Below are 22,368 nucleotides of genomic sequence, written 5' to 3' on the forward strand. Positions count from 1 at the left end.
GCCCATGGTCGCTCCGGCAGAAGACACCCCGGGGCCGGACTTGCCGGCGATGGTGGCCGCTGCGGCGAACGGGTCAAAACCGAGTCTGGTTACGCCTCTTGTGTAACGCCCGGGTGACGCTACGGCGACCCACCGGTTCGAGGGTGACCCGTTCCGCTCGGCACTACACTGACTTGTGAGCGTGACCTGATGAAGGTTTTCATAGTTGGCTCTCCCCGTGGCGCTGGAGCCGAAGGAGAGGCTTTCCGGGAGTTCTGCCGGGAGCTCGGTCAGGTTCTGGTGCAGAAAGGGCACCAGGTTATTCTGTGCTCGACCAGCGAGACAACGGCGGACAGGTACGTGTTCGAGGGCGTCGACCGGGCCGCGGTCAACGGCAAAGTCGTCCATTTCAGGTTGGACCAGACCCAGGGCGACCCTGGTCGCCGGCTCAAGGCCGAGTCATTCCTGCACGCCCTCCGCAGTGTCGACGTCGACCTCAGGTACGTTGAAGGTGGTCAGCGCGTCGTCCACCTCAGAGCCATTCGTGAGGCAGACCTGATCGTATCCGTCGGCGGGTCGTCGGGAACTGCGGCGGCCGTATATTCGGCCGCGGTACTGGAGAAGCCGGTAATGGTGGTTCCGTCGTTCGGTGGAGCGAGCAAGGACGCCTGGTCCGACTTTCGAGGGTTCTACAACACCGATGAGAAGAACCTGCTTCAGAAGAGTCCCCAGCTGAGCTCGAACTGGACTCAGGAGTTCATCGAGCTGGCCGCTCGTTTCGTGCGCAGGAATCCCATGGTGGAGGTCAGGGCCGCGGAAGTCGTCGCCTCGGTGGCCACCAGCGTCGTTCTCGTCGGTGGCTGGATCGCAGCCTTCGTCAGGGTGAACCTGGGTTTCCTGCCGCCGGTGGCGTGGACGTATGTCCTGATCATGATCGCCACGTACCTCGGCGTGTTGCTGAGACATTCGTTCTCAAGTGCGAAGTACTCATGGCGCCATCGGGTCAATGATCTTTTCCAGGCGCTGATCATCGCTTTCGCGGTCCTGATCTTCGCTGAAGGCGTCAATGCGCTGGTGGCCGGCTCCGGGCTTCTCCTGGCCAAGGGGAGCGATGTGCAGCTCCTGGGATGGCGGCTGTCGATCGTGGGGTTTTCGTCCGGCTTCCTCTTGGACGAGTACTACAAAGTGATCCAAGCGAAGGCGCGCAAGTTCGTGACCTGAGCACGCACCGCCTCGGGGCTAGTCGACCGGCGCCGGGTGGTGGCGGCTGATCGGGATCACCATCGGCGTGCCGCTCACCGGGTCCGGGGTCACCTGGCAGCGCACGTCGAAGACCTCGTCGACCAGCTCCTCGGTGATCACCTCCACCGGCTTGCCCGACGCCACGACCCGGCCGGCCTTCATCGCCACCACGTGGTCGGCGTAGCGGCACGCCTGCGGCAGGTCGTGCAGCACCATCACCACCGTCCGGCCCTCGGCACGGTTGAGGTCGACCACCAGGTCCAGCACGTCGATCTGGTGGGCCAGGTCGAGGTAGGTCGTCGGCTCGTCCAGCAGTAGCACCGGTGTCTCCTGCGCGACCGCCATCGCGATCCACGCGCGTTGGCGCTGGCCGCCGGACAGCTCGTCCACCGGGCGGTCGGCGAGGTCGGTCATCGACGTCGCCGCCAGCGCCGACGCGACCGCGCCTTCGTCCGAAGTGGACCATTGCCGCCACCAGCTCTGGTGCGGGGCGCGGCCGCGGCCGACGAGGTCCGCGACCGTCATGCCCTCCGGCGCCACCGGTGACTGCGGCAGGATCCCGAGCCGCTGCGCGACCTGGCGCGTCGGCAGGTCGTGGATCGAGCGGCCGTCGAGGTACACCCCGCCCGCCTTCGGCGTGAGCAGCCGGGCGATGGTGCGCAGCAGCGTCGACTTGCCGCACGCGTTCGGCCCGACGATCGCGGTGATCTGCTCCGGCGGGATGTCGAGGTCGAGGCCGTCGATGACGACCCGGTCGTCGTAGGCGACGCGCAGGTCCTGAACCCGAAGGGAAGGGGTCGTCATGCTCAGCCTCCGGAGCCGGATCGGTTGGCCCTGGCCAGCAGCCAGAGCAGCAGGGGAGCGCCGAGCACGCCGGTCACGATGCCGACCGGGAGCGCCGACGCCGTCAGCGAGCGGGCGATCAGGTCGCTGCCCAGCACCACGACCGCGCCGGTGAGCGCGGACGCCGTGATCGGCGGCGAGGACAGCCGGGCGAGCCGCTGCGCGATCTGCGGCGCGGTCAGCGCCACGAACGAGATCGGCCCCGCCGACGCCGTCGCGAACGCGACCAGGCCGGCGCCGGCCAGCAGCAGTCCCAGCCGGACCGGCTGCACCGGCGTGCCGAGCCCGGCGGCCACGTCGTCGCCGAGCAGGAGCGTCTGCATCCACCGGGACAGCGCCAGCACCACCGGGAACAGCACGAGGAGCGCGAAGAACAGCGGGACGACGTGCTCCCAGCCGCGGTTGGCGAGGTTGCCGACCAGCCAGCCGATCGATGCCTGCGCCTCGGTGATCTGCGCCTTGCTCAGCAGGTAGTCGGTGAGGCTGGTGCACATCGCGAAGATCCCGATGCCCACCAGCAGGATCCGGTAGCCGGTGGTGCCACGCCGCCACGCCAGCGCGTACACCAGCACCGCGGTCAGCAGCCCGCCGAGGAGACCCAGGGTGGTGGTGCCGAGCCCGCCGCCGAAGCCGAACGCGATCCCGGCGACCACGAACGTCGCCGCGCCGGCGTTGATGCCGATCATGTCCGGGCTGGCCAGCGGGTTGCGGGTGATGGTCTGGAACACCGCGCCGGACGCGCCGAACGCGAGCCCGGCCAGCAGCCCGGTCAGCGCCCGGGGCAGCCGCAGTTCCTGCACGATGTAGCCATTTCCGCTGTCGCTGCCGCCGAAGAGGCCCGACAGCACGTCGGACACGCTCATCGGGACGTCGCCGATCGTCATGCCCACGCAGAACAGGACGAACGCGAGCACCGCGAGCAGCACGGAAACGAGCACCAGCCGCGGCCGGATCCGGCCGGACACCGCGCCGGCGCGGAAGGTCACGCGGTCGCGCCGCAGTTGGAGCACGCTCATGTCAGGACTCCACGAGCTTGCGGCGGCGGACGAGGTAGATGAAGAACGGCGCGCCGAGGAATGCGACGATCACACCGGCGCGGATCTCGCTCGGCCGCGCCATGACCCGGCCGAGGATGTCCGCGGCCAGCAGCAGGCTCGGCGCGACGACGGCGGTGTAGGGCAGCAGCCACCGGTGGTCCGGGCCGATGACGAACCGCACCGCGTGCGGCACGATCAGGCCGAGGAACACGATCGGCCCGGCGACGGCGACGGCCGCGCCGGTCAGCAACGTGATCGCCAGTGCGCCGCGCAACCGCAGCGGGCCGAGCTTGCGGCCGAGCGCGATCGCGACGTCGTCGCCGAGGGCGAGGCTGTTGAGCGCCGGGCCGCTCGCGATCGCCAGCACCACGCCGACCACCAGGAACGGCAGGACCTGCAGCAACGCCGTCGCGTCCATGCCGGACAGCGAGCCGGCCGACCAGAAGCGGTACCGGTTGAGCGCCACCGGGTCCGACAGCACCATCGCGCTGGTGAACGAGGTGAGCAACGCCGTGACGGCGGCGCCGGCGAGCGCCAGCTTGACCGGGCTCGACCCGGCTCGTCCGCGCGTGCCCAGGAAGTAGACGACGGCCGTCGCGGCGAGCGCGCCCGCGAAGGCGAACCAGATGTAGCCGTAGAGCGAGCTGATGCCCAGCACGGTGATCGAGAACACGATGGCGAACGCGGCCCCGGCGCTGACGCCGAGCAGACCCGGGTCGGCCAGCGGGTTGCGGGTCAGCGCCTGCATCACGGTGCCGGCGAGCCCGAGCCCGGCGCCGACGAGGACCCCGAGCAGCGTCCGCGGCATCCGGACACTGTGGATGATCACGGCGTCCGCGGAGCCGTCGTTGTGCCACAGCACCTGCCAGACCGCGCCGAACGAGATCTCCTTCGACCCCAGCCAGACGCTCAGCAGGCAGAGGAAGACGAGGACACCGAGGGCGGCCAGGAAGCCGAGCGCGCGGCCCGTGTGTGGTGGGCGTCGCGTGAGAGCGATCCCTCCGGGGTCTGTTCGCACCGCACCTCCGACTGGTACTTCTTTTAGGTAAGGCTAACCGATGGTACAGCAGTGCCTTTTCACCGTCGGTTTGTTAGGTTGCCCTAAGTCCATACCCGGTTTCGGGTGTCTTGAGCAGCGGGAGGCTGGTCTACCGGTGAGCAACGGTGACGCTGTGCAGCAGGTGGCGGAGCTCGGCTACTGGCGTGACCGCCTCGCCTCGGCGCCGAAGGAGCTCCCGCTGCCGGCCGACCGGCCGCACCTCGCGGAGCCCGTCCCGGCGCGGCTGGCGCGGCCGCTGCCGGCGGTCGACGAGCTGACGCTCCTCGCGGCCTTCACGGTGCTGCTGTCCCGGTACGCGGGGACCGCCGACGTCGTGCTCGGCATCGGCGCGCTGGTGCCGCTGCGGGTCGACCTGGGTGGCTCGCCGGGCTTCGCCGATGTCGTCGCTCGCGTGCGCGAGGCCCGCGATGAAGCGCTCGCCCACGAAGTCCCCTTCGCCGACCTGGTCGCCGAACTCGACCCCGAGCCCGGCCGCGGGGGATCGGTGCTGGTCAACGTCGGCTTCGGCGCCGAGACAGACCTGCCGCTCGACGTGAACCTGACCGGAGACGGCGTGCGCTACCGGGCCGACGTCCTCGACGAGTCCACTGTGGACCGCATGCTCGAGCACCTCGAGCACCTCTTGGCCGCGGCGCAAGAGCGTCCACAGTGGCCGGTGGCGCGGCTGGACCTCGTGCCGGCGCCGGAACTGCGCCGGATCGTCGAAGAGTGGAACGACACCGACCTCGACACACCGCTGTCGACGCTGCCGGAGCTGTTCGCCGCGCGCGTCGCGGAGGCGCCGGACGCCGTCGCGCTCGTCTTCGAGGACGAGGAGCTGACCTACGCCGAGCTGGACGCGCGCGCCAACCGGCTCGCCCACGTGCTCATCGGGCGGGGCGCCGGACCGGAACGCGTGGTCGCGCTCGCCGTGCCGCGCTCGGTCGAGATGATCGTGGCCGAGCTGGCCGTGCTCAAGGCCGGCGCCGCCTACCTGCCGGTGGACCCGGACTACCCGGCCGAGCGCATCGCGTTCATGGTGGCCGACGCCCGCCCGGTGTGCGTGCTGACCACCGCCGAGCTGGCCGAGCACTTCGCAAGTCCGGTCCTGCTCGACGAACTCGACCTCACCGCGGCGCCGGACACCGACCCCGCCCCGGCGATCGTCCCGGCGAACGCGGCCTACGTGATCTACACGTCCGGCTCCACCGGACGGCCCAAGGGGGTCGTCGTCTCGCACGCTGGGGTCGCGAAACTGGTGGCCACCCAGTCCGAGCGGTTCGGGGTGGGCCGGCACAGCCGGGTCCTGCAGTTCGCGTCGCCGAGCTTCGACGTCGCGTTCTGGGACCTGTGCCTCGGCCTGCTTTCCGGCGGGCGCCTGGTGGTCGTGCCCGCCGAGCGGCGCGTGCCCGGTCCGGAGCTGGCCGAGTACGCGCACGCCAAGGGCGTCGACTTCATGATCCTGCCGCCCGCGCTGCTCGCCGAGTTCCCCGAGGACTGCGACCTGCCGCGGGACAGCGTCCTGCTGGCCGGGACCGAGCGGGTGTCGCCGGAGCTGGTCCGGCGGTGGGCGCCGGGGCGGCGGATGTTCAACGCCTACGGCCCGACCGAGGCCACGACGAACTCGACGCTCGGACTGTGCGACCCGGAGATCGCGCCGGGCTCGGCCGTGCCGATCGGCGTCCCGGACCCCGGCACGCGCGCCTACGTCCTCGACGCCTTCCTGGCCCCGGTCCCGGTCGGCGTGGTGGGCGAGCTGTACCTCGCCGGATCCGGCCTGGCCCGCGGTTACCTCGGGCGGCCGGCGTTGACGTCGGAGCGGTTCGTGGCCGACCCGTTCGGTTCGGGCGGGCGGCTCTACCGCACCGGTGACCTGGTGAAGTGGCTGCCGGACGGCCGGCTCGTGTTCCTCGGCCGGGCGGACGATCAGGTGAAGATCCGCGGCTACCGGATCGAGCTGGGCGAGATCGAGTCGGTGCTCGCCGAGCACCCGCGGGTCGGCCAGACGGTCGTCGTCGCCCAGGACGGCCGGCTCGTCGCCTACGCCGTGCCGGTGCCCGACCGCGACCAGGCGGCCGAGCAGGGCCACGTCGAGGAGTGGCACGCCGTCCACGAGGAGATGCTCGCCGGGTCGACCGGCATCGAGGAGAACTTCGCCGGCTGGAACTCCAGCTACGACGGCTCCGACATCCCCCTCGACGAGATGCGGGAGTGGCACGCGGCAACGATCGACCGCATCCGTTCCCTGAAGGAACCGTCGCTTTCACGTGAAAGCGGCGGCTTGGGGCGGGTCCTGGAGATCGGCGTCGGCAGTGGGCTCATCCTGTCCCGGATCGCGCCGGACGCCGAGGCGTACTGGGGTGTCGACCTGTCCGAGAGCGCGATCGAGAACGTCCGGCGCGAGGTCGCCGCGACGCCTTTCGCCGATCGGGTGCACCTCGCCGCCCGCCCGGCGCACGACCTCGGCGAACTGCCCGACGAGCCGTTCGACACGGTGATCGTCAACTCGGTCGCGCAGTACTTCCCGAGCGTCGACTACCTCACCGAGGTGGTCCGCACGGCCGCCGGTCTGGTGAAACCCGGCGGCACGATCTTCCTCGGCGACCTCCGGAACCTCCGGTCGCTGCGGGCTTTCCGCACCGCCGTCGAGCTGCGGCACGGCCGTGGCGACGTCGCCGCGGTCGACCAGGCGATCGCGCGCGAGGGTGAGCTCGTCCTCGACCCGGACTTCTTCCCGGCCCTGGCCCGCGACCTCGACGGCTTCGACGACGTCGACCTCTGGGTCAAGCGCGGCGAAGCGCACAACGAGCTGACCCGGCACCGCTACGACGTCGTCCTGCGGAAGGCGACGGCGCCGGAACCCGCCGACGAGCAGGTGGTCGCCTTCGGCGATCTCGGCTCGGTGGCACGGTTCCTGGCCGCCGAGACGCCCGAGCGGCTGCGCGTCACCGGGATCCCGGACGCGCGGCTGTCCGGCGAGCTGGCGGCGGTCCTCGCCCTGGACGAAGGCGACGCCGACGCGGCGCTTGCCGCCCTCGACCGTCACGAAGGCGTCGATCCGGAAGCCCTGCACCGGCTCGGCGAACGGGCCGGCTACCGGGTGGCGGTGACCTGGGCCGCCGACAGCGGTGGGCTCGAGGCCGTCTTCTCGAGGGGGGAGGACGGCCCCGCGGCCTACCGCCCGGTCCGCCGGACCGGCGCACCCGCGTCCTACGCCAACAACCCCGCCGCACGCCGCGAGACCGGCGCGCTGGTGGCGTCGCTGCGTGCCCACGTGCGGGACCGGCTGCCGCTGTACATGGTGCCGTCGGCGTTCGTCGTGCTGGACAAGCTGCCGGTGCTCGCCTCGGGCAAGCTCGACCGCAAGGCCCTGCCCAGCCCGGACCGCTTCGCCGCCGGGCCGGGCCGCACGCCCCGCAACCCCGTCGAGCAGCTGCTGTGCGAGATGTTCGCCGACGTCCTCGGCCTCCCGCAGGCCGGTCCCGACGACGACTTCTTCGCCCTCGGCGGGCATTCGCTGCTGGCGACGCGGCTGATCCAGCGGATCCGCGCGGCCGTCGGCGCCGAGGTGCCGGTGCGCGCGGTGTTCGACGCGCCGACCCCGGCCGCGCTCGCCGAACTGCTGGCCGGGGCGGTCACCGGCACCGAGCGGCAGCCGCTCGCCCGCGTCGCCGAACGCCCGGACCGGCTGCCGCTTTCCTTCGCGCAGCAACGGCTCTGGTTCCTGCACGGCCTCGAAGGCGGGTCGGCGACCTACAACGTCCCGCTCGTCATGCGGCTCGCGGGCGAGCTGGACGTCGAGGCGCTGCGCACCGCGTTGCACGACGTCCTCGACCGGCACGAGGCGCTGCGCACGGTCTTTCCGGTCGCCGACGGCGTGCCGTACCAGCGAGTGCTGCCTGAAGCGGAGGTCGAGCTGACCGTCCGCGAAGTGTCCGATGTGGACGCGGGCGTCGACGACCTGGTGCGGGGCGTGTTCGGCCTCGGCGCCGGGGTTCCGGTGCGAGCCGCGCTGCTGACCGTCGACGAGCGCAGGCACGTGCTGGTCCTCGTCGTGCACCACATCGCCGCCGACGGCTGGTCGCTCACCCCGTTGTGGCGCGACATCGCCACGGCCTACCGCGCCCGTCTCCGCGGCGACGCTCCCGAGTGGACTCCGCTGCCCGTCCAGTACGCGGACTACACGCTGTGGCAACGAGAACTCCTCGAAGCCGAAGAGGCCACGCAGCTCGACTACTGGCGCACCACTCTCGACGGCCTGCCCGAGCGCATCCCCCTCCCGCTCGACCGGCCGCACCCCACGGTGTCGGCCTACCGCGGCGAGTTCTTCACCTTCGGCTGGGACGCCGGGCTGCAGGCCGGGCTCACCGACCTCGCGCGGGCCTGCGGCGCCAGCCCGTTCATGGTCGTCCACGCGGGCCTGACCGCCCTGCTCTCGCGGCTCGGCGGCGGCACGGACATTCCGATCGGCACCCCGATCGCCGGCCGGACCGACCCGGCGCTGGACGACCTCGTCGGGTTCTTCGTCAACACCCTGGTCCTGCGCGTCGACACCGGCGGCGACCCGACGTTCCGCGACCTCGTGGCCCGGGTGCGCGACCGCGGTCTCGACGCCTACGCCCACCAGGACGTCCCGTTCGAGCGGCTGGTCGAAGCGCTGAACCCGGCGCGGTCGCTGGCGCACCACCCGCTGTTCCAGACGATGCTCGCCTGGCAGAACACGCCGGGCGCCGGGGTCGAGCTGCCCGGCCTGACCGTCACCGAGCGGCCGGTCGGCACCGGCACGGCCAAGTTCGACCTCTGGTTCTCCTTCACCGAGCGCGGCGACGGCATCCACGGCCAGGCCGAGTTCAACGCCGAGGTGTTCGACCACACGACGGTGACTGGCATCCTCGACCGGCTGGAAGTCCTGCTGCGCCAGGTCGTCTCCGCCCCGGACCGGCGGCTCGGCGAACTCGACATCCTGACGGCCGCGGAACGCGACCGGCTGCCCGCCCTCTGGTCGGGCACGGCCGCGGAAGTTCCCGCGGTGACCGTGCCCGAGCTGTTCGCCGCCCAGGTCGCGCGGACGCCCGACGCGACGGCGCTCGTCTTCGAGGACGAAGAGCTGACCTACGCCGAGCTGGACGCCGTCTCGAACCGGCTCGCCCGGGTTCTCGCCGAGCGCGGTGCCGGGCCGGAACGCGTCGTCGCCTTGGCGTTGCCGCGCTCGACGCACCTGGTCACGGCCATCCTCGCGGTGCTCAAGACCGGCGCCGCCTACCTGCCGCTCGACCCGGGGTACCCGGCCGACCGCATCGCGTTCATGCTCGACGACGCCGCGCCGGCCCTGGTCCTCGCGACCGCGGAGACCGCCGTCGAAGGCGCGTTGCTGCTGGACGACCCGGACGTCCTCACCGGAGTGCCGGACGCCGCGCCGGAAGTGGCCCTGGAGCCGCGGCACCCGGCGTACGTCATCTACACGTCCGGCTCGACCGGCCGCCCCAAGGGTGTCGTGGTGCCGCACGAGGGGATCGTCAACCGGCTGTTGTGGATGCAGGACGAGTACGGCCTGACCGGCGACGACCGGGTCCTGCAGAAGACGCCGTCCAGCTTCGACGTCTCCGTCTGGGAGTTCCTCTGGCCGCTGATCACCGGCGCCACCGAGGTCCTCGCCCGGCCCGACGGCCACAAGGACCCCACCTACCTCGCCCGCCTGATCCGCGAACGCGGGGTCACGACCGTCCACTTCGTCCCGTCGATGCTCCAGGTCTTCCTGCAGGAGCCGACGGCGGCGGAGTGCACGAGCCTGCGCCGGGTGCTGTGCAGCGGGGAAGCGCTGCCGCTCGACGCCGTGACCCAGTTCGGCCAGGTTCTCGACGCCGAACTGCACAACCTCTACGGCCCCACCGAAGCGTCGGTCGACGTCACCTCGTGGCAGACGTCCACTGCGGACACTTCGGTCCCGATCGGCCGTCCGGTGTGGAACACCCGCACCCACGTCCTCGACGCCGCTTTGCGCCCGGTTCCGCCGGGCACCCCGGGTGAGCTGTACCTGGCGGGTGTCCAGCTCGCCCGCGGCTACCTCGGCCGCCCCGGGCTCAGCGCGGAGCGGTTCGTCGCTTCGCCGTTCGAGCCGGGACAGCGGATGTACCGCACCGGCGACGTCGCGCGGTTCCGCACCGACGGCGTCCTCGAGTTCCTCGGCCGCGGCGACGAGCAGATCAAGATCCGCGGCTTCCGCGTCGAGCCCGGCGAGATCGCCGCGACGCTGGCCACGCACGACGACGTCGCGCACGCCGTGGTCGTGGCACGGGAGGACCGCCCGGGCGACGTCCGCCTGGTCGGGTACGTCGTGCCCGCGGACACGGAGAGCACGGCGGCCGAGACCGAGCAGGTCGGCGAGTGGCGCGAGCTGTACGAAGCGATGTACGCGGGCGCCGAGGACGAGTTCGAGGGCTGGAACTCGAGCTACACCGGCGAGCCGATCCCGCGGGACGAGATGCGGGAGTGGCGGGACACCATCGTCGCGCGGATCCGGTCGCTGCAGCCGAAACGCGTGCTGGAGATCGGCGTCGGGACCGGCCTGCTGCTGACCGAGCTGGCCCCGCACTGCGAGTCCTACTGGGGCACCGACTTCTCCGCCGAGGTCATCGCGTCGCTCGGGCGCCGGGTCGCGGCCGACCCCGCGCTGGCCGAGCGCGTCGAACTGCGCACCGCCGACGCCGCGGACGTCTCCGGGCTGCCGTCCGGGTTCTTCGACACGATCGTGCTCAACTCCGTCGTCCAGTACTTCCCGAGCGGCACCTACCTCCTCGACGTGGTGCGGAAGGCGCTCGACCTGCTCGCCCCGGGCGGGGCGCTGTTCGTCGGCGACGTCCGCGACCTTCGCCAGGTCCGGGCGTTCCACACCGCCGTGGCCGACGCGCGTGGGGGCGACGTCGAGCAGAACCTCCTGCGGGAGAAAGAACTCCTCGTCGCGCCCGAATTCTTCGCCGGGCTGGACGGGGTCGTCGCGGACGTCCGGGTCAAGCGCGGCCGGGCGGTCAACGAGCTGACCCAGTTCCGCTACGACGTGGTCCTGCGCGCGGGTTCGGCCGCGGAACCCGACGTCCCCACGCTCGGCTGGGGGACCGATGTGTCCACTGTGGAGGATGTGGCCGGGCCGTGCCGGATCGAAGGCGTGCCGAACGGCCGCACCGCACCGGACGGGGTGGACCCCGAGGACTGGTACGCGTTCGGCGAGACGCACGGCTACCGCACGGCCGTCACCTGGTCCCCGGCCGGCGACGGCTCGGTGGACGTCGTGTTCACCACCGGCGACCCCGCGGGCGCGTTCCGGCCGGGTGCCGGCCCACTGCTGTCCTACACCGGCAACCCCGGCCGGTTCCGCCGGATCAGCACCCTGACCGCCCACCTGCGGACCCTCGCCGCCGAGCGGCTGCCGGAGCACATGGTGCCCTCGGCGATCGTCGTCCTCGACGCGCTGCCCGTGACGGCCAACGGCAAGCTGGACCGCCGCGCGCTCCCGTCGCCGGACCCGGTCGCGCCGACGTCCGACCGCGAGCCCCGCACCCCCGTCGAACGGCAGCTGTGCGAGCTGTTCGCCGACGTGCTCGGCCTGCCGCGGGTCGGCCCGGACGACAGCTTCTTCGCCCTCGGCGGCCATTCCCTGCTGGCCACCCGGCTGATCGCCCGCGTCCGCGCGACCTTCGACGCCGAACTGGAAGTCCGGTCCGTCTTCGAGACGCCGACCGCCGCCGGGCTCGCCGGACTGCTCGCCACGGGCCGCGGCGCCGCCCGCCCGCCGCTGGTCCCCGCGGCCCGGCCGGCTCGCGTGCCGCTGTCGGGCGCGCAGCAGCGGCTGTGGTTCCTGCACCACCTGGAAGGCCCGTCGGCCACCTACAACGTCCCGCTGATCATGCGCCTCGACGGCGAGATCGACGTCGCCGCGCTGCGCACCGCACTGTCCGATGTGGTCGCCCGGCACGAGGCCCTGCGGACGCGCTTCCCGCAGGCGGACGGCGTGCCGTACCAGGAGGTCCTCCCGGCCGGCGAGGTCGACCTGCCGGTGCGGGAGGTCGGCGACCTCGACGAGGCCCTGACCGGGCTGGTCCGCGGCTCGTTCGACCTCGAACAGCACGCGCCGATGCGCGTGGAGCTGCTGCGGCTGGACGCGCGTGAGCACGTCCTGGCGCTGGTGTTCCACCACATCGCCTCCGACGGCTGGTCGATGGCGCCGCTGTGGCGGGACATCGCCACGGCCTACGCCGCCCGGCGCGCCGGTGAGGCTCCACAGTGGACGCCGCTGCCGGTGCAGTACGCGGACTACACGCTGTGGCAGCGGGACCTCCTCGGCCGCGAGGACGACCCGGACAGCGTCCTGTCCGCCCAGCTCGACTACTGGCGCGACACCCTCGACGGCCTGCCCGACCGCGTCGAGCTGCCCCTCGACCGGCCCCACCCGGCCACCGCGACCTTCCGCGGCGAGCTGCACACCTTCACCTGGGACGCCGACCTGCACGCACGGCTCTCGGACCTGGCCCGCGAGTGCGGCGCGAGCGTGTTCATGGTCGTGCACGCGGCGCTCGCGGCGTTGCTGACCCGGCTGGGCGCGGGCACCGACGTGCCGATCGGCTCGCCCATCGCCGGCCGCACCGACCAGGCCCTCGACGACCTCGTCGGGTTCTTCGTCAACACCCTGGTCCTGCGCGTCGACACCGACGGCGAACCCTCGTTCCGCGAGCTGGTCGGCCGCGTCCGCGAGCGCAACCTCGACGCCTACGCCCACCAGGACGTCCCGTTCGAGCGGCTCGTCGAGCTGCTCAACCCGGCGCGGTCGCTGTCGTACCACCCGCTGTTCCAGGTGATGATCGCCGGGCAGAACAACACCCGCGCCGAGGTGACCCTGCCCGGTCTGAGCGTCACCGAAATCCCGGTGACCACCGGGACGGCCAAGTTCGACCTGTCGATCTCGCTGACCGAGCGGGACGCGGGGATCGCGGGCGTGCTGGAGTTCAACACCGACGTCTTCGACCACCCGGGCGCCGACGCGATCCTGCGCCGGCTCGAAGTGCTGCTGCGTGCGGCGCTGGCCGAGCCGGACCGCCCGGTCGGCGCCCTCGATCTCCTCGCCGGCGACGAACGCGACCGCGTCCTGACCGAGTGGGCGGGCTCGCTGGAGCCGGCGGGCACCGAGACGTTCCCCGGCCTGTTCGCCCGCCGCGTCGCCGAAGCACCGGACTCGGTGGCGCTCGTGTTCGAGGACGTCGAGCTGACGTATGCCGAGGTCAACGCCCGGGCCAACCGGCTCGCGCACCTGCTCCTCGCGCGGGGAGCCGGTCCGGAGCGCGTGGTGGCGCTGGCGGTCCCGCGATCGATCGACATGATCGTCGCGGAGCTGGCCGTGCTCAAGGCCGGCGCCGCGTACCTGCCCGTCGACGTCGACTACCCCGGCGACCGCATCGCGTACATGGTCGAGGACGCGGGTCCGGTCTGCGTCGTCACGACCCGGGAGATCGACGCCAAGCTGCCCGCGGACGTCCCGCGGGTGCTCTTGGACGACCCGGCGCTCGAGTCGATGTCCACAGCGGACCCGGCCGTCGTGGTCAAGCCCGAGAACGCCGCCTACGTGATCTACACGTCGGGCTCGTCCGGGCGGCCGAAGGGCGTCGTCCTCCAGCACTCGGGCGTGGCGAAGCTCGTCGCGACCCAGGTCGAGCGGTTCGGGATCGGCCCGCACAGCCGGGTGCTGCAGTTCGCGTCGCCGAGCTTCGACGTCGCGTTCTGGGACCTCTGCCTCGGCCTGCTCTCGGGCGGCCGGCTGGTCGTCGTCCCGGCCGAGCGCCGGGTCGCCGGGCCGGCGCTGAGCGAGTACGCGTTCGCCCACGACGTCGACTTCATGATCCTGCCGCCCGCGCTCCTCGACGCGATGCCCGCGGACTGCGACCTCCCGCGCGACAGCGTGCTGCTCGCCGGGACCGAACGCGTGTCGCCGGAGCTGATCCGCCGCTGGGCGCCGGGGCGGCGGATGTTCAACGCCTACGGCCCGACCGAGGCGACCACCAACTCCACGCTGGGCGAGAGCGACCCGGTCGAGCTGGCCGACGCGACCGTCGTCCCGATCGGCATCCCCGACCCCGGCACCCGCGCGTATGTGCTCGACGCCGGGCTGCGGCCGGTCCCGCCCGGCGTGGTGGGGGAGCTGTACCTCGCCGGATCCGGGCTGGCGCGCGGCTATCTCGGGCGCGCGGCCCTGACGTCCGAGCGGTTCGTCGCCGATCCGTTCGGCTCGGGCGGGCGCCTCTACCGCACCGGTGACCTGGTGAAGTGGCTGCCGGACGGCCGGCTGGTGTTCCTCGGCCGGGCGGATGACCAGGTGAAGATCCGCGGCTACCGGATCGAGCCGGGTGAGATCGAGGCGGTGCTTTCCGAGCACCCGGCCGTCGGGCAGTCCGTCGTGCTGGCCCAGGACGGGCGGCTCATCGCCTACGCCGTCCCGGCCGCCGGCCGCGACGAAGAAGCCGAGCTGGACCACGTCGGCGAGTGGCGTGAGCTGCACGAGAACGTCTTCACCGAGGCGGCGTCCGGCGGGCTGGAGGAGAACTTCACCGGCTGGAACTCCAGCTACGACGGCTCCGACATCCCCCTCGACGAGATGCGCGAGTGGCACGCGGCAACCATCGACCGCATCCGTTCCCTGAAGGAACCGTCGCTTTCACGTGAAAGCGGCGGGTTGGGGCGGGTTCTCGAGATCGGGGTCGGTTCGGGGCTCATCCTGTCCCGGATCGCGCCGGACGCCGAGGAGTACTGGGGTGTCGACCTCTCCGAGCGGGCCATCGCCAACCTGCGTCGCGAGCTCGCGGCGACGCCGTTCGCGGACAAGGTCCACCTCGCCGCCCGCCCCGCGCACGACCTCGGGGAACTGCCCGACGAGCCGTTCGACACGGTGATCGTCAACTCCGTCGCGCAGTACTTCCCGAGCGTCGACTACCTGGCCGAGGTCATCCGGACCGCCGCCGCACGCGTCCGCCCGGGTGGTGTGATCTTCCTGGGCGACATCCGGAACCTGCGCTCGCTGCGGGCCTTCCGGACCGCGACGGAGCTGCGGCACGGCCGCCGGAGCGTGGTCGCCGTCGACCAGGCCATCGCCCGGGAAGGCGAGCTGGTCCTGGATCCGGACTTCTTCGCGGCGCTGGCCCGCGGGCTGGACGGCTTCGACGACGTCGACCTGTGGACGAAGCGCGGGCAGGCGCACAACGAGCTGACCCGCCACCGCTACGACGTCGTCCTGCGGAAGGCGCCGAAGCCGGCCGCGGTCGACGAAACCGTCGTCGCGTTCACGTCGATCGAGGAACTGGAGCAGACGCTGGCCGGGCGTCCGGCCCGGCTGCGGGTCACCGGGGTGCCGGACGCGCGGCTGTCCGGCGAGCTGGCCGCCGTCGCCGCGCTCGCCGACGGCGACGCCGACGCGGCACTGTCCGCTTTGGACGCCGAGCCGATCGGTGTGGACATCGAGAAGCTGCAGGACCTCGGTTACGACGTCTACGCGGCGCCGGCGCAGCAGGGCGTGCTCGAGGTCGTGTTCACCACCGGTGCGCCGACCCGGATCCACCGCGCCCGCCCGGTCCGGGCCGCCCTGGACACGCTCGGGAACCACCCGGCCGGGCAGCGGGACACGAGTGCGCTGGTCACAGCTCTGCGGGCGCACGTGCGTGACCGCCTGCCGCAGTACATGGTGCCCTCGGCGTTCGTGGTGCTGGACCGGCTGCCGCTGCTGGCCTCGGGCAAGCTCGACCGCCGGGCGCTGCCGAGCCCGGACCAGCAGGTGATCACCGCCGGCCGGGCGCCGCGCACGCCGGTCGAGGAAGTCCTCTGCGGACTGTTCGCCGAAGTCCTCGACGCGCCGTCGATCGGCGTCGACGACGACTTCTTCGCCCTGGGCGGGCATTCCCTCATGGCGACGCGCCTGGTCGCGCGGGTCCGCGCGGTCTTCGGCGTCGAACTGCAGGTGCGCTCGGTGTTCGAGACGCCGACCGTGGCCGGGCTGGCCGCGCTTCTGGCCACTTCGGACGCCTCGGCCGCGCGGCCGGCCCTCGTCCGCGTCGAGCCGCGGCCGGACCTGCTGCCGCTGTCGTTCGCCCAGCAGCGCCTGTGGTTCCTGCACCGGCTGGAAGGTCCGTCGGCGACGTACAACATGCCGACCGCGATCCGGCTGACCGGTGACCTCGACGTCGCTGCCCTGGAGCTGGCCCTGTCCGATGTGGTCGAGCGCCACGAGGCCCTGCGCACGGTCTTCCCGGAGATCGAGGGCGAGGCGCGGCAGCGGATCCTCGACGACGTCACGATCCCGTTGCCGGTCCGCGAGGTCACCGCGGCCACCCTCGCCGACGCCGTGTCCGACGCGGCCGGCACGGTGTTCCGGCTGGAGTCCGAGATCCCGCTGCGCGCCGAGCTGCTCCGGCTGGACGCGAGCGAGCACGTGCTGGTGCTCGTGTTCCACCACATCGCCTCGGACGGCTGGTCGACCGCGCCGCTGTGGCGTGATCTCGCGACGGCCTACACCGCGCGGCAGGCCGGTGACGCTCCTCAGTGGACACCGCTGCCGGTGCAGTACGCGGACTACACGCTGTGGCAGCGCGACGTCCTCGGCGAGCCGGTGATCGAACCGCAGCTGGCCTACTGGCGGGAAGCACTCGCGGGCCTGCCGGAGCGGATCGAGCTGCCGGCCGATCGGCCGCACCCGGCCGAAGCGTCCTATCGGGGCGAGCAGTTCGCCTTCGGCTGGGACGCCGAGCTCCACAGTGGACTCGTCGAGCTGGCCCGGGCCTGCGGCGCCAGCGTGTTCATGGTCGTGCACGCCGGGCTCACCGCGGTGCTGACCCGGCTCGGCGCGGGCACCGACGTCCCGCTCGGCACGTCCATCGCGGGCCGGACCGACCAGGCGCTGGACGATCTCGTCGGGTTCTTCGTCAACACCCTGGTCCTGCGCGTGGACACCGGCGGCGACCCGACGTTCCGGGACCTGGTCGCCCGGGTGCGCGACCGCAGCCTCGACGCCTACGCCCACCAGGACGTGCCGTTCGAGCGGCTGGTCGAAGCGCTGAACCCGGTGCGCTCACTGGCCTATCACCCGCTGTTCCAGACGATGCTCGCCTGGCAGAACAACGCCGTCGCCGACGTGGCGCTGCCGGGCCTGACCGTCGCGGAGGAGCCGGTGCGGACCGGCACCGCCCGGGCCGACCTGACCTTCTTCGTCGGCGAGCGGCCCGGGCACCAGGCCGGGATCCGCGGCACGGCGGAGTACAACAGCGACGTCTTCGACCGCGCGAGCGTCGAGGCGATCCTGGACCGGCTGCGGATGCTGCTGCGTGCCGTCGTGCGCGAGCCGGACACCCGGATCGGCGCGGTCGACCTGCTCACCGACAGCGAGCACGAGCAGCTGGCCGCGGCTCCGGCCACGGCGATCCCCGCGGAGACGGCCGCGGAGCTGTTCTCCGCCCAGGTGACCCGCACGCCGGACGCGACGGCTCTGGTGTCCGGCGGCGAAAGCCTCACCTACGCCGAGCTGGACGACCGCGCGACGACGCTCGCGCGGGCCCTGCTCGCGCGGGGCGCCGGGCCGGAGCGGGTGGTGGCCGTGGCGCTGCCGCGGTCGGCCGACCTGGTCGTCGCGCTGCTGGCGGTGCTCAAGACCGGCGCCGCTTACCTGCCGCTGGACCTGAACCACCCGGCCGAGCGCGTCGAGCTGATGCTCACCGACGCGTCCCCGCACCTGGTCGTCGCGAACGACGGCTTCGGCGACCGGCTGGTCCGGCCCGGTGACACCGGGGCCGACGGCGCCTGGCCGTCGATCCGTCCGGACAACCCGGCGTACGTGATCTTCACGTCCGGCTCCACCGGCCGCCCGAAAGCCGTCGCCGGGACCCAGCGCGCACTGGCCAACCGGCTGCACTGGGGCCGGGACCTGGCTGACGGCGTGCGTGTCGCCAAGAGCGCGTTGACCTTCATCGACGGCTCGACCGAGCTGCTCGGCGGGCTCGTCGCGGGCGACCCCGTGGTCCTCGCCGACGACGCGACGGCGACCGACCCGCACGCGCTCGCCGAACTCGTGCGGACCTCCGGCGCGCAGGTGCTGACCGTCGTCCCGAGCCTCCTCGACAGCTTCGCCGAGGACGCCCCGGCCGACGCGTTCGCGAGCGTGACCACGTGGATCACCAGTGGTGAGCCGCTTTCCGACGCCCTCGCCGAGAAGGTGGCCCGGCGGTGGCCGTCGGCGAAGCTGGTCAACCTCTACGGCTGTTCCGAGGTCGCGGGCGACAGCCTGGCCCAGGTCTGCGGCCCGGCCGCGATCGGCACGCCGATCGCGAACACCCACGCGCACGTCCTCGACGCCGGTCTCCGGCCGGTCCCGCCGGGGGTGCGCGGCGAGCTGTACCTCGCGGGCGCCGGGCTCGCCCGCGGTTACCTCGGCCGGCCGGGACTCAGCGCGGAACGGTTCGTCGCGTCGCCGTTCGAGGCGGGGGCGCGAATGTACCGCACCGGCGACCTCGTCCGCCGCCGTCCCGACGGCGCCCTGGAGTTCCTCGGCCGGGCCGACCAGCAGATCAAGATCCGCGGGTTCCGCGTCGAGCCGGGCGAGGTCGAAGCCGCGCTGACGGCCGACGCGTCGGTGTCGCGCGCGGTGGTGATCGCCCGCTCGGGCACCCTGCTCGCCTACGTCGCGCCGGCGGGCGACCCGGCCGCACTGCGGGCGCGGCTCGCCGAGCGGCTGCCGGGTCACCTGGTGCCCTCGGCGATCGTCGTGCTGCCCGAACTTCCGCTGAACGCCAACGGAAAGCTCGACCGCGCAGCCTTGCCCGACCCCGAGGTCCGGGCCACGGACCGGGGCGCGCGGACTCCGGCCGAGCAGGCGCTGTGCGACCTGTTCGCCGATGTCCTCGGCGTGCCGTCGGTCGGCCCCGACGACGGGTTCTTCACCCTCGGCGGGCACTCGCTGCTGGCGACGCGGCTGGTCAGCCGGATCCGCGCGCTGCTCGGCGTCGAGGTGCCGATCCGGGCGGTGTTCGACGCGCCGACCCCGGCCCGGCTCGCCGAGCTGCTCGACCCGGGCCGGGAAAGCCGGCCGGCGCTGGTCCCGGCCCGGCGGCCGGAGGTGCTGCCGCTTTCGTTCGCCCAGCAGCGGCTGTGGTTCCTCGACCGCCTCGACGGGTTGAGCGCGACCTACAACATCCCGTGGGCGTGGGAGCTGACCGGACCGGTCGACACCGACGCGCTCGGGGCCGCGCTCGCCGATGTCGTGGCGCGTCACGAGGTCCTCCGCACGATCCTGGTCGAAGAGCAGGGCGTCCCGCGGCAGGTCGTGCTGGCCCCCGGCGACGACCGCGCCCGCCCCGAGCTGGTCACCGAGACGGCGGCCGACCTCGACGAGCGCGTCACCGCCGCGGCGTCGTACTGCTTCACCCTCGACGCCGAGATCCCGGTCCGCGCCACGCTCGTTTCAGCGAGTCCGGAGCGGCATGTGTTCGTGCTCCTGGTCCACCACATCGCGGGCGACGGCTGGTCCTTGCCGCCGCTGAAGCGGGACCTCGACACGGCCTACGCCGCGCGGCGGCGCGGCGAGCGTCCACAGTGGACGCCGTTGCCGGTCCAGTACGCGGACTACACGCTGTGGCAGCGGGAGATGTTCGGCCGCGCCGACGACCCCGGCAGCCTCCTCGGCCGGCAGGCGGCGTTCTGGCGGGACGCGCTCGCGGGCCTCCCGGACGAGCTGGCGCTGCCCGCGGACCGGTCGCGCCCGGCGCGGGCGGGCAACCGGGGCGCCGCCGTGGGGTTCACCGTGCCCGCCGAGGTCCACCGCGGCCTGCGCGAACTGGCCCACGGCAGCGACACCAGCACGTTCATGGTTCTGCAGGCGGCCCTCGCCGCGCTGCTGACCCGGCTCGGCGCGGGCACCGACATCCCGCTGGGCACGCCGGTGGCCGGCCGCATCGATCACGCGCTGGAAGACCTGGCCGGGTTCTTCGTCAACACGCTGGTCCTGCGTACCGACACCGGCGGCGACCCGACGTTCCGGGAGCTGCTGACCCGCGTCCGGGAGGCCGACCTCGCCGCGTACGCCCACCAGGACCTGCCGTTCGAGCACCTCGTCGAGCTGCTCAACCCGACGCGGTCCCTGGCGCGGCACCCGCTGTTCCAGGTGATGCTCGCCGTCTACCACTCGGGGACCGAGAAGGAGCGGCTGCTCGGCCTGGAAGCGTCCTATCGGGACACCGGGCTGCGGCAGGCGAAGTTCGACCTCTCCTTCGACCTGGTCGAGACGCCCGAGGGCATCGACGGCGACCTCGAGTTCAGCCTCGACCTGTTCGACGAGGAGACCGCGCGGACGCTCACCGAGCGGCTGGTGCGGCTGATGACGGCCGTCGTCGCGGACCCGGACCGGCCGTTGAGCCGGATCGACGTCCTCGCCGCGGCCGAGCGGCAGCGGATCCTCGGCGAGTGGGGCACCGGCGCGCCGGTGACGACGGCGGCGCCGACCGTCGTCGACCGGCTGGCCGCGCAGGTGGCGGCGACACCGGACGCGACCGCGGTGAGCGACGCGGTTTCGGGCGTGACGTTCGCCGAGCTCGCCACGCGGACCGACCGGCTCGCCCGGTGGCTGGCGGCGCAGGGCGCGGGCCCGGAGAAGATCGTCGCGCTGGTCCTGCCGCGCTCGGCGGCGGTCGTCGAGGCGATCTTCGGTGTGTTCAAGACCGGTGCGGCGTACCTGCCGGTGGACCCGGACCAGCCGGCGGACCGGATCGCGGCGATCCTCGATGACGCCGGGGCGTCCTTGGTGCTCACCAGCCGCTCGCTGCCCTCGCCGGTTCCCGGGGCGCTGTTCGTCGAGGACCTGGCTGAGGACACAGTGGACAGTTCCGTTGTGCTCACCCCGCCGTCGCCCGCGAACCCGGCGTACGTGCTCTACACGTCCGGTTCGACGGGCAAGCCCAAGGGGGTCGTCATCCCGCACTCCGGGCTGGTGAACCTGTTCCACAGCCACCGGGAGACGCTCTACCGCCCGGCGGTCGCCGCGGCGGGCGGGCGGCGGCTGCGGGTCGGGCACGCGTGGGCGTTCTTCTTCGACGCGTCGTGGCAGCCGCAGCTGTGGCTGCTGGACGGGCACGAGGTGCACGTCGTCGACGACGAGACGCGCCGGGACCCGGACCGGCTGGCCGCCGTGGTGCGCGAGCGCGGGCTCGACTTCCTGGAGCTGACGCCGTCGCACTTCGCGCAGCTGGCCGCGGCGGGGGTCGTCGAGGACGGGAAATGCGCGCTCGGCGTCGTCGGTGTCGGCGGTGAAGCGGTGTCCCAGGCGCTGTGGGAGCAGCTGCGCGCGATGCCGGGCACCGCGGCGTACAACCTCTACGGCCCGACCGAGGCCACAGTGGACGCTCTGGTCGGGCGGTTCGCCGACGCGGACCGCCCGGTGGTCGGGCGGCCGGTGCACAACGCCCGCGCATACGTCCTCGACGGCGGCCTCGGCCCGGTCCCGGCCGGCGTGCCCGGCGAGCTGTACCTGGCCGGCGCCGGGCTGGCGCGTGGCTACCACGGCCGTCCTTCGCTGACCGCCGACCGGTTCGTCGCCGATCCGTTCGGGCCGCCGGGGGAGCGGATGTACCGCACCGGCGACCTGGTGCGGTGGCGGCCGGACGGGCAGCTCGAGTACCTCGGCCGCACCGACGACCAGGTCAAGATCCGCGGCTTCCGGATCGAGCCGGGCGAGATCGAGACGGCCCTGACCCGGCACGAGGACGTCGCGCAGGCGCTGGTCGTCGTCCGCGAAGACCGGGACAAGCGGCTGGTCGCCTACACCACCCCGGCGACCGCGGACCCGGCCCAGCTGCGGGCGTTCGTGGCGCGGTCGCTGCCGGAGTACATGGTGCCCGCGGCGATCGTCCCGCTGGCCGCGTTCCCCGTGACGCCCAACGGGAAGCTCGACCGGGCCGCGCTGCCGGCGCCGGAGTTCGAAACCCGGGGACGGGCACCCGAGACGCCCCTGGAGAAGACCCTCTGCGAGATCTTCGCGGAGGTGCTGGACGTCGCCGCCGTCGGCGCCGACGACGACCTGTTCACCCTCGGCGGGCATTCGATGCTGCTGGTCGTCCTGCGCAACCGGATCACCGAGCGGCTCGGGACCGAGCTGCCGATCGCCGAGTTCTTCCGTACCCCCACGGCGGCCGGACTGGCCGCCTTGCTGACCTGAGACGC

Annotated in this window: 5 protein-coding genes; 2 read left to right on the forward strand and 3 right to left on the reverse strand. The window is 72.8% G+C overall.

The window, feature by feature from the left end; all coding sequences use genetic code 11:
* Nucleotides 1–189 precede the first annotated feature (189 nt).
* Nucleotides 190–1,200, forward strand: a complete 1,011-nt coding sequence (locus M8542_RS04515; RefSeq protein WP_257918706.1) for a hypothetical protein — start codon at nt 190–192, stop codon at nt 1,198–1,200.
* Between the two features lie 18 nt (nt 1,201–1,218).
* Here M8542_RS04515 and M8542_RS04520 read toward each other — a convergent pair whose 3' ends face one another.
* Genes M8542_RS04520 through M8542_RS04530 form a run of 3 tightly spaced genes read right to left on the reverse strand, consistent with a single transcriptional unit; the run spans nt 1,219 to nt 4,119 of the window.
* Nucleotides 1,219–2,025 carry an ABC transporter ATP-binding protein gene (locus M8542_RS04520; RefSeq protein ID WP_257918707.1) on the reverse strand — a complete coding sequence of 269 codons (807 nt, stop codon included), beginning with the start codon at nt 2,023–2,025 and terminating at the stop codon, nt 1,219–1,221.
* A gap of 2 nt (nt 2,026–2,027) precedes the next feature.
* The gene (locus M8542_RS04525) at nt 2,028–3,080 is read right to left on the reverse strand and encodes a FecCD family ABC transporter permease (RefSeq protein WP_257918708.1); all 1,053 of its coding nucleotides are present in this window, start codon (nt 3,078–3,080) and stop codon (nt 2,028–2,030) included.
* Between the two features lies 1 nt (nt 3,081).
* Entirely contained in the window at nt 3,082–4,119 is a 1,038-nt protein-coding gene (locus M8542_RS04530) for a FecCD family ABC transporter permease (RefSeq protein WP_257918709.1), read from the reverse strand.
* 136 nt (nt 4,120–4,255) lie between these two features.
* Here M8542_RS04530 and M8542_RS04535 point away from each other — a divergent pair, with 136 nt between their 5' ends.
* Complete coding sequence (locus tag M8542_RS04535; protein ID WP_257918710.1) at nt 4,256–22,363, forward strand: non-ribosomal peptide synthetase; 18,108 nt, start codon at nt 4,256–4,258, stop codon at nt 22,361–22,363.
* The last annotated feature ends 5 nt before the right edge of the window (nt 22,364–22,368 follow it).

Source organism: Amycolatopsis iheyensis (genome assembly GCF_024703995.1).
GTDB lineage: Bacteria > Actinomycetota > Actinomycetes > Mycobacteriales > Pseudonocardiaceae > Amycolatopsis > Amycolatopsis iheyensis.

Bases quoted from the DNA above. Each gene is read 5' to 3' on its own strand.
- M8542_RS04515 (WP_257918706.1), top strand. From the start codon at position 190: ATGAAGGTTTTCATAGTTGGCTCTCCCCGTGGCGCTGGAGCCGAAGGA.
- M8542_RS04520 (WP_257918707.1), bottom strand. From the start codon at position 2,025: ATGACGACCCCTTCCCTTCGGGTTCAGGACCTGCGCGTCGCCTACGAC.
- M8542_RS04525 (WP_257918708.1), bottom strand. From the start codon at position 3,080: ATGAGCGTGCTCCAACTGCGGCGCGACCGCGTGACCTTCCGCGCCGGC.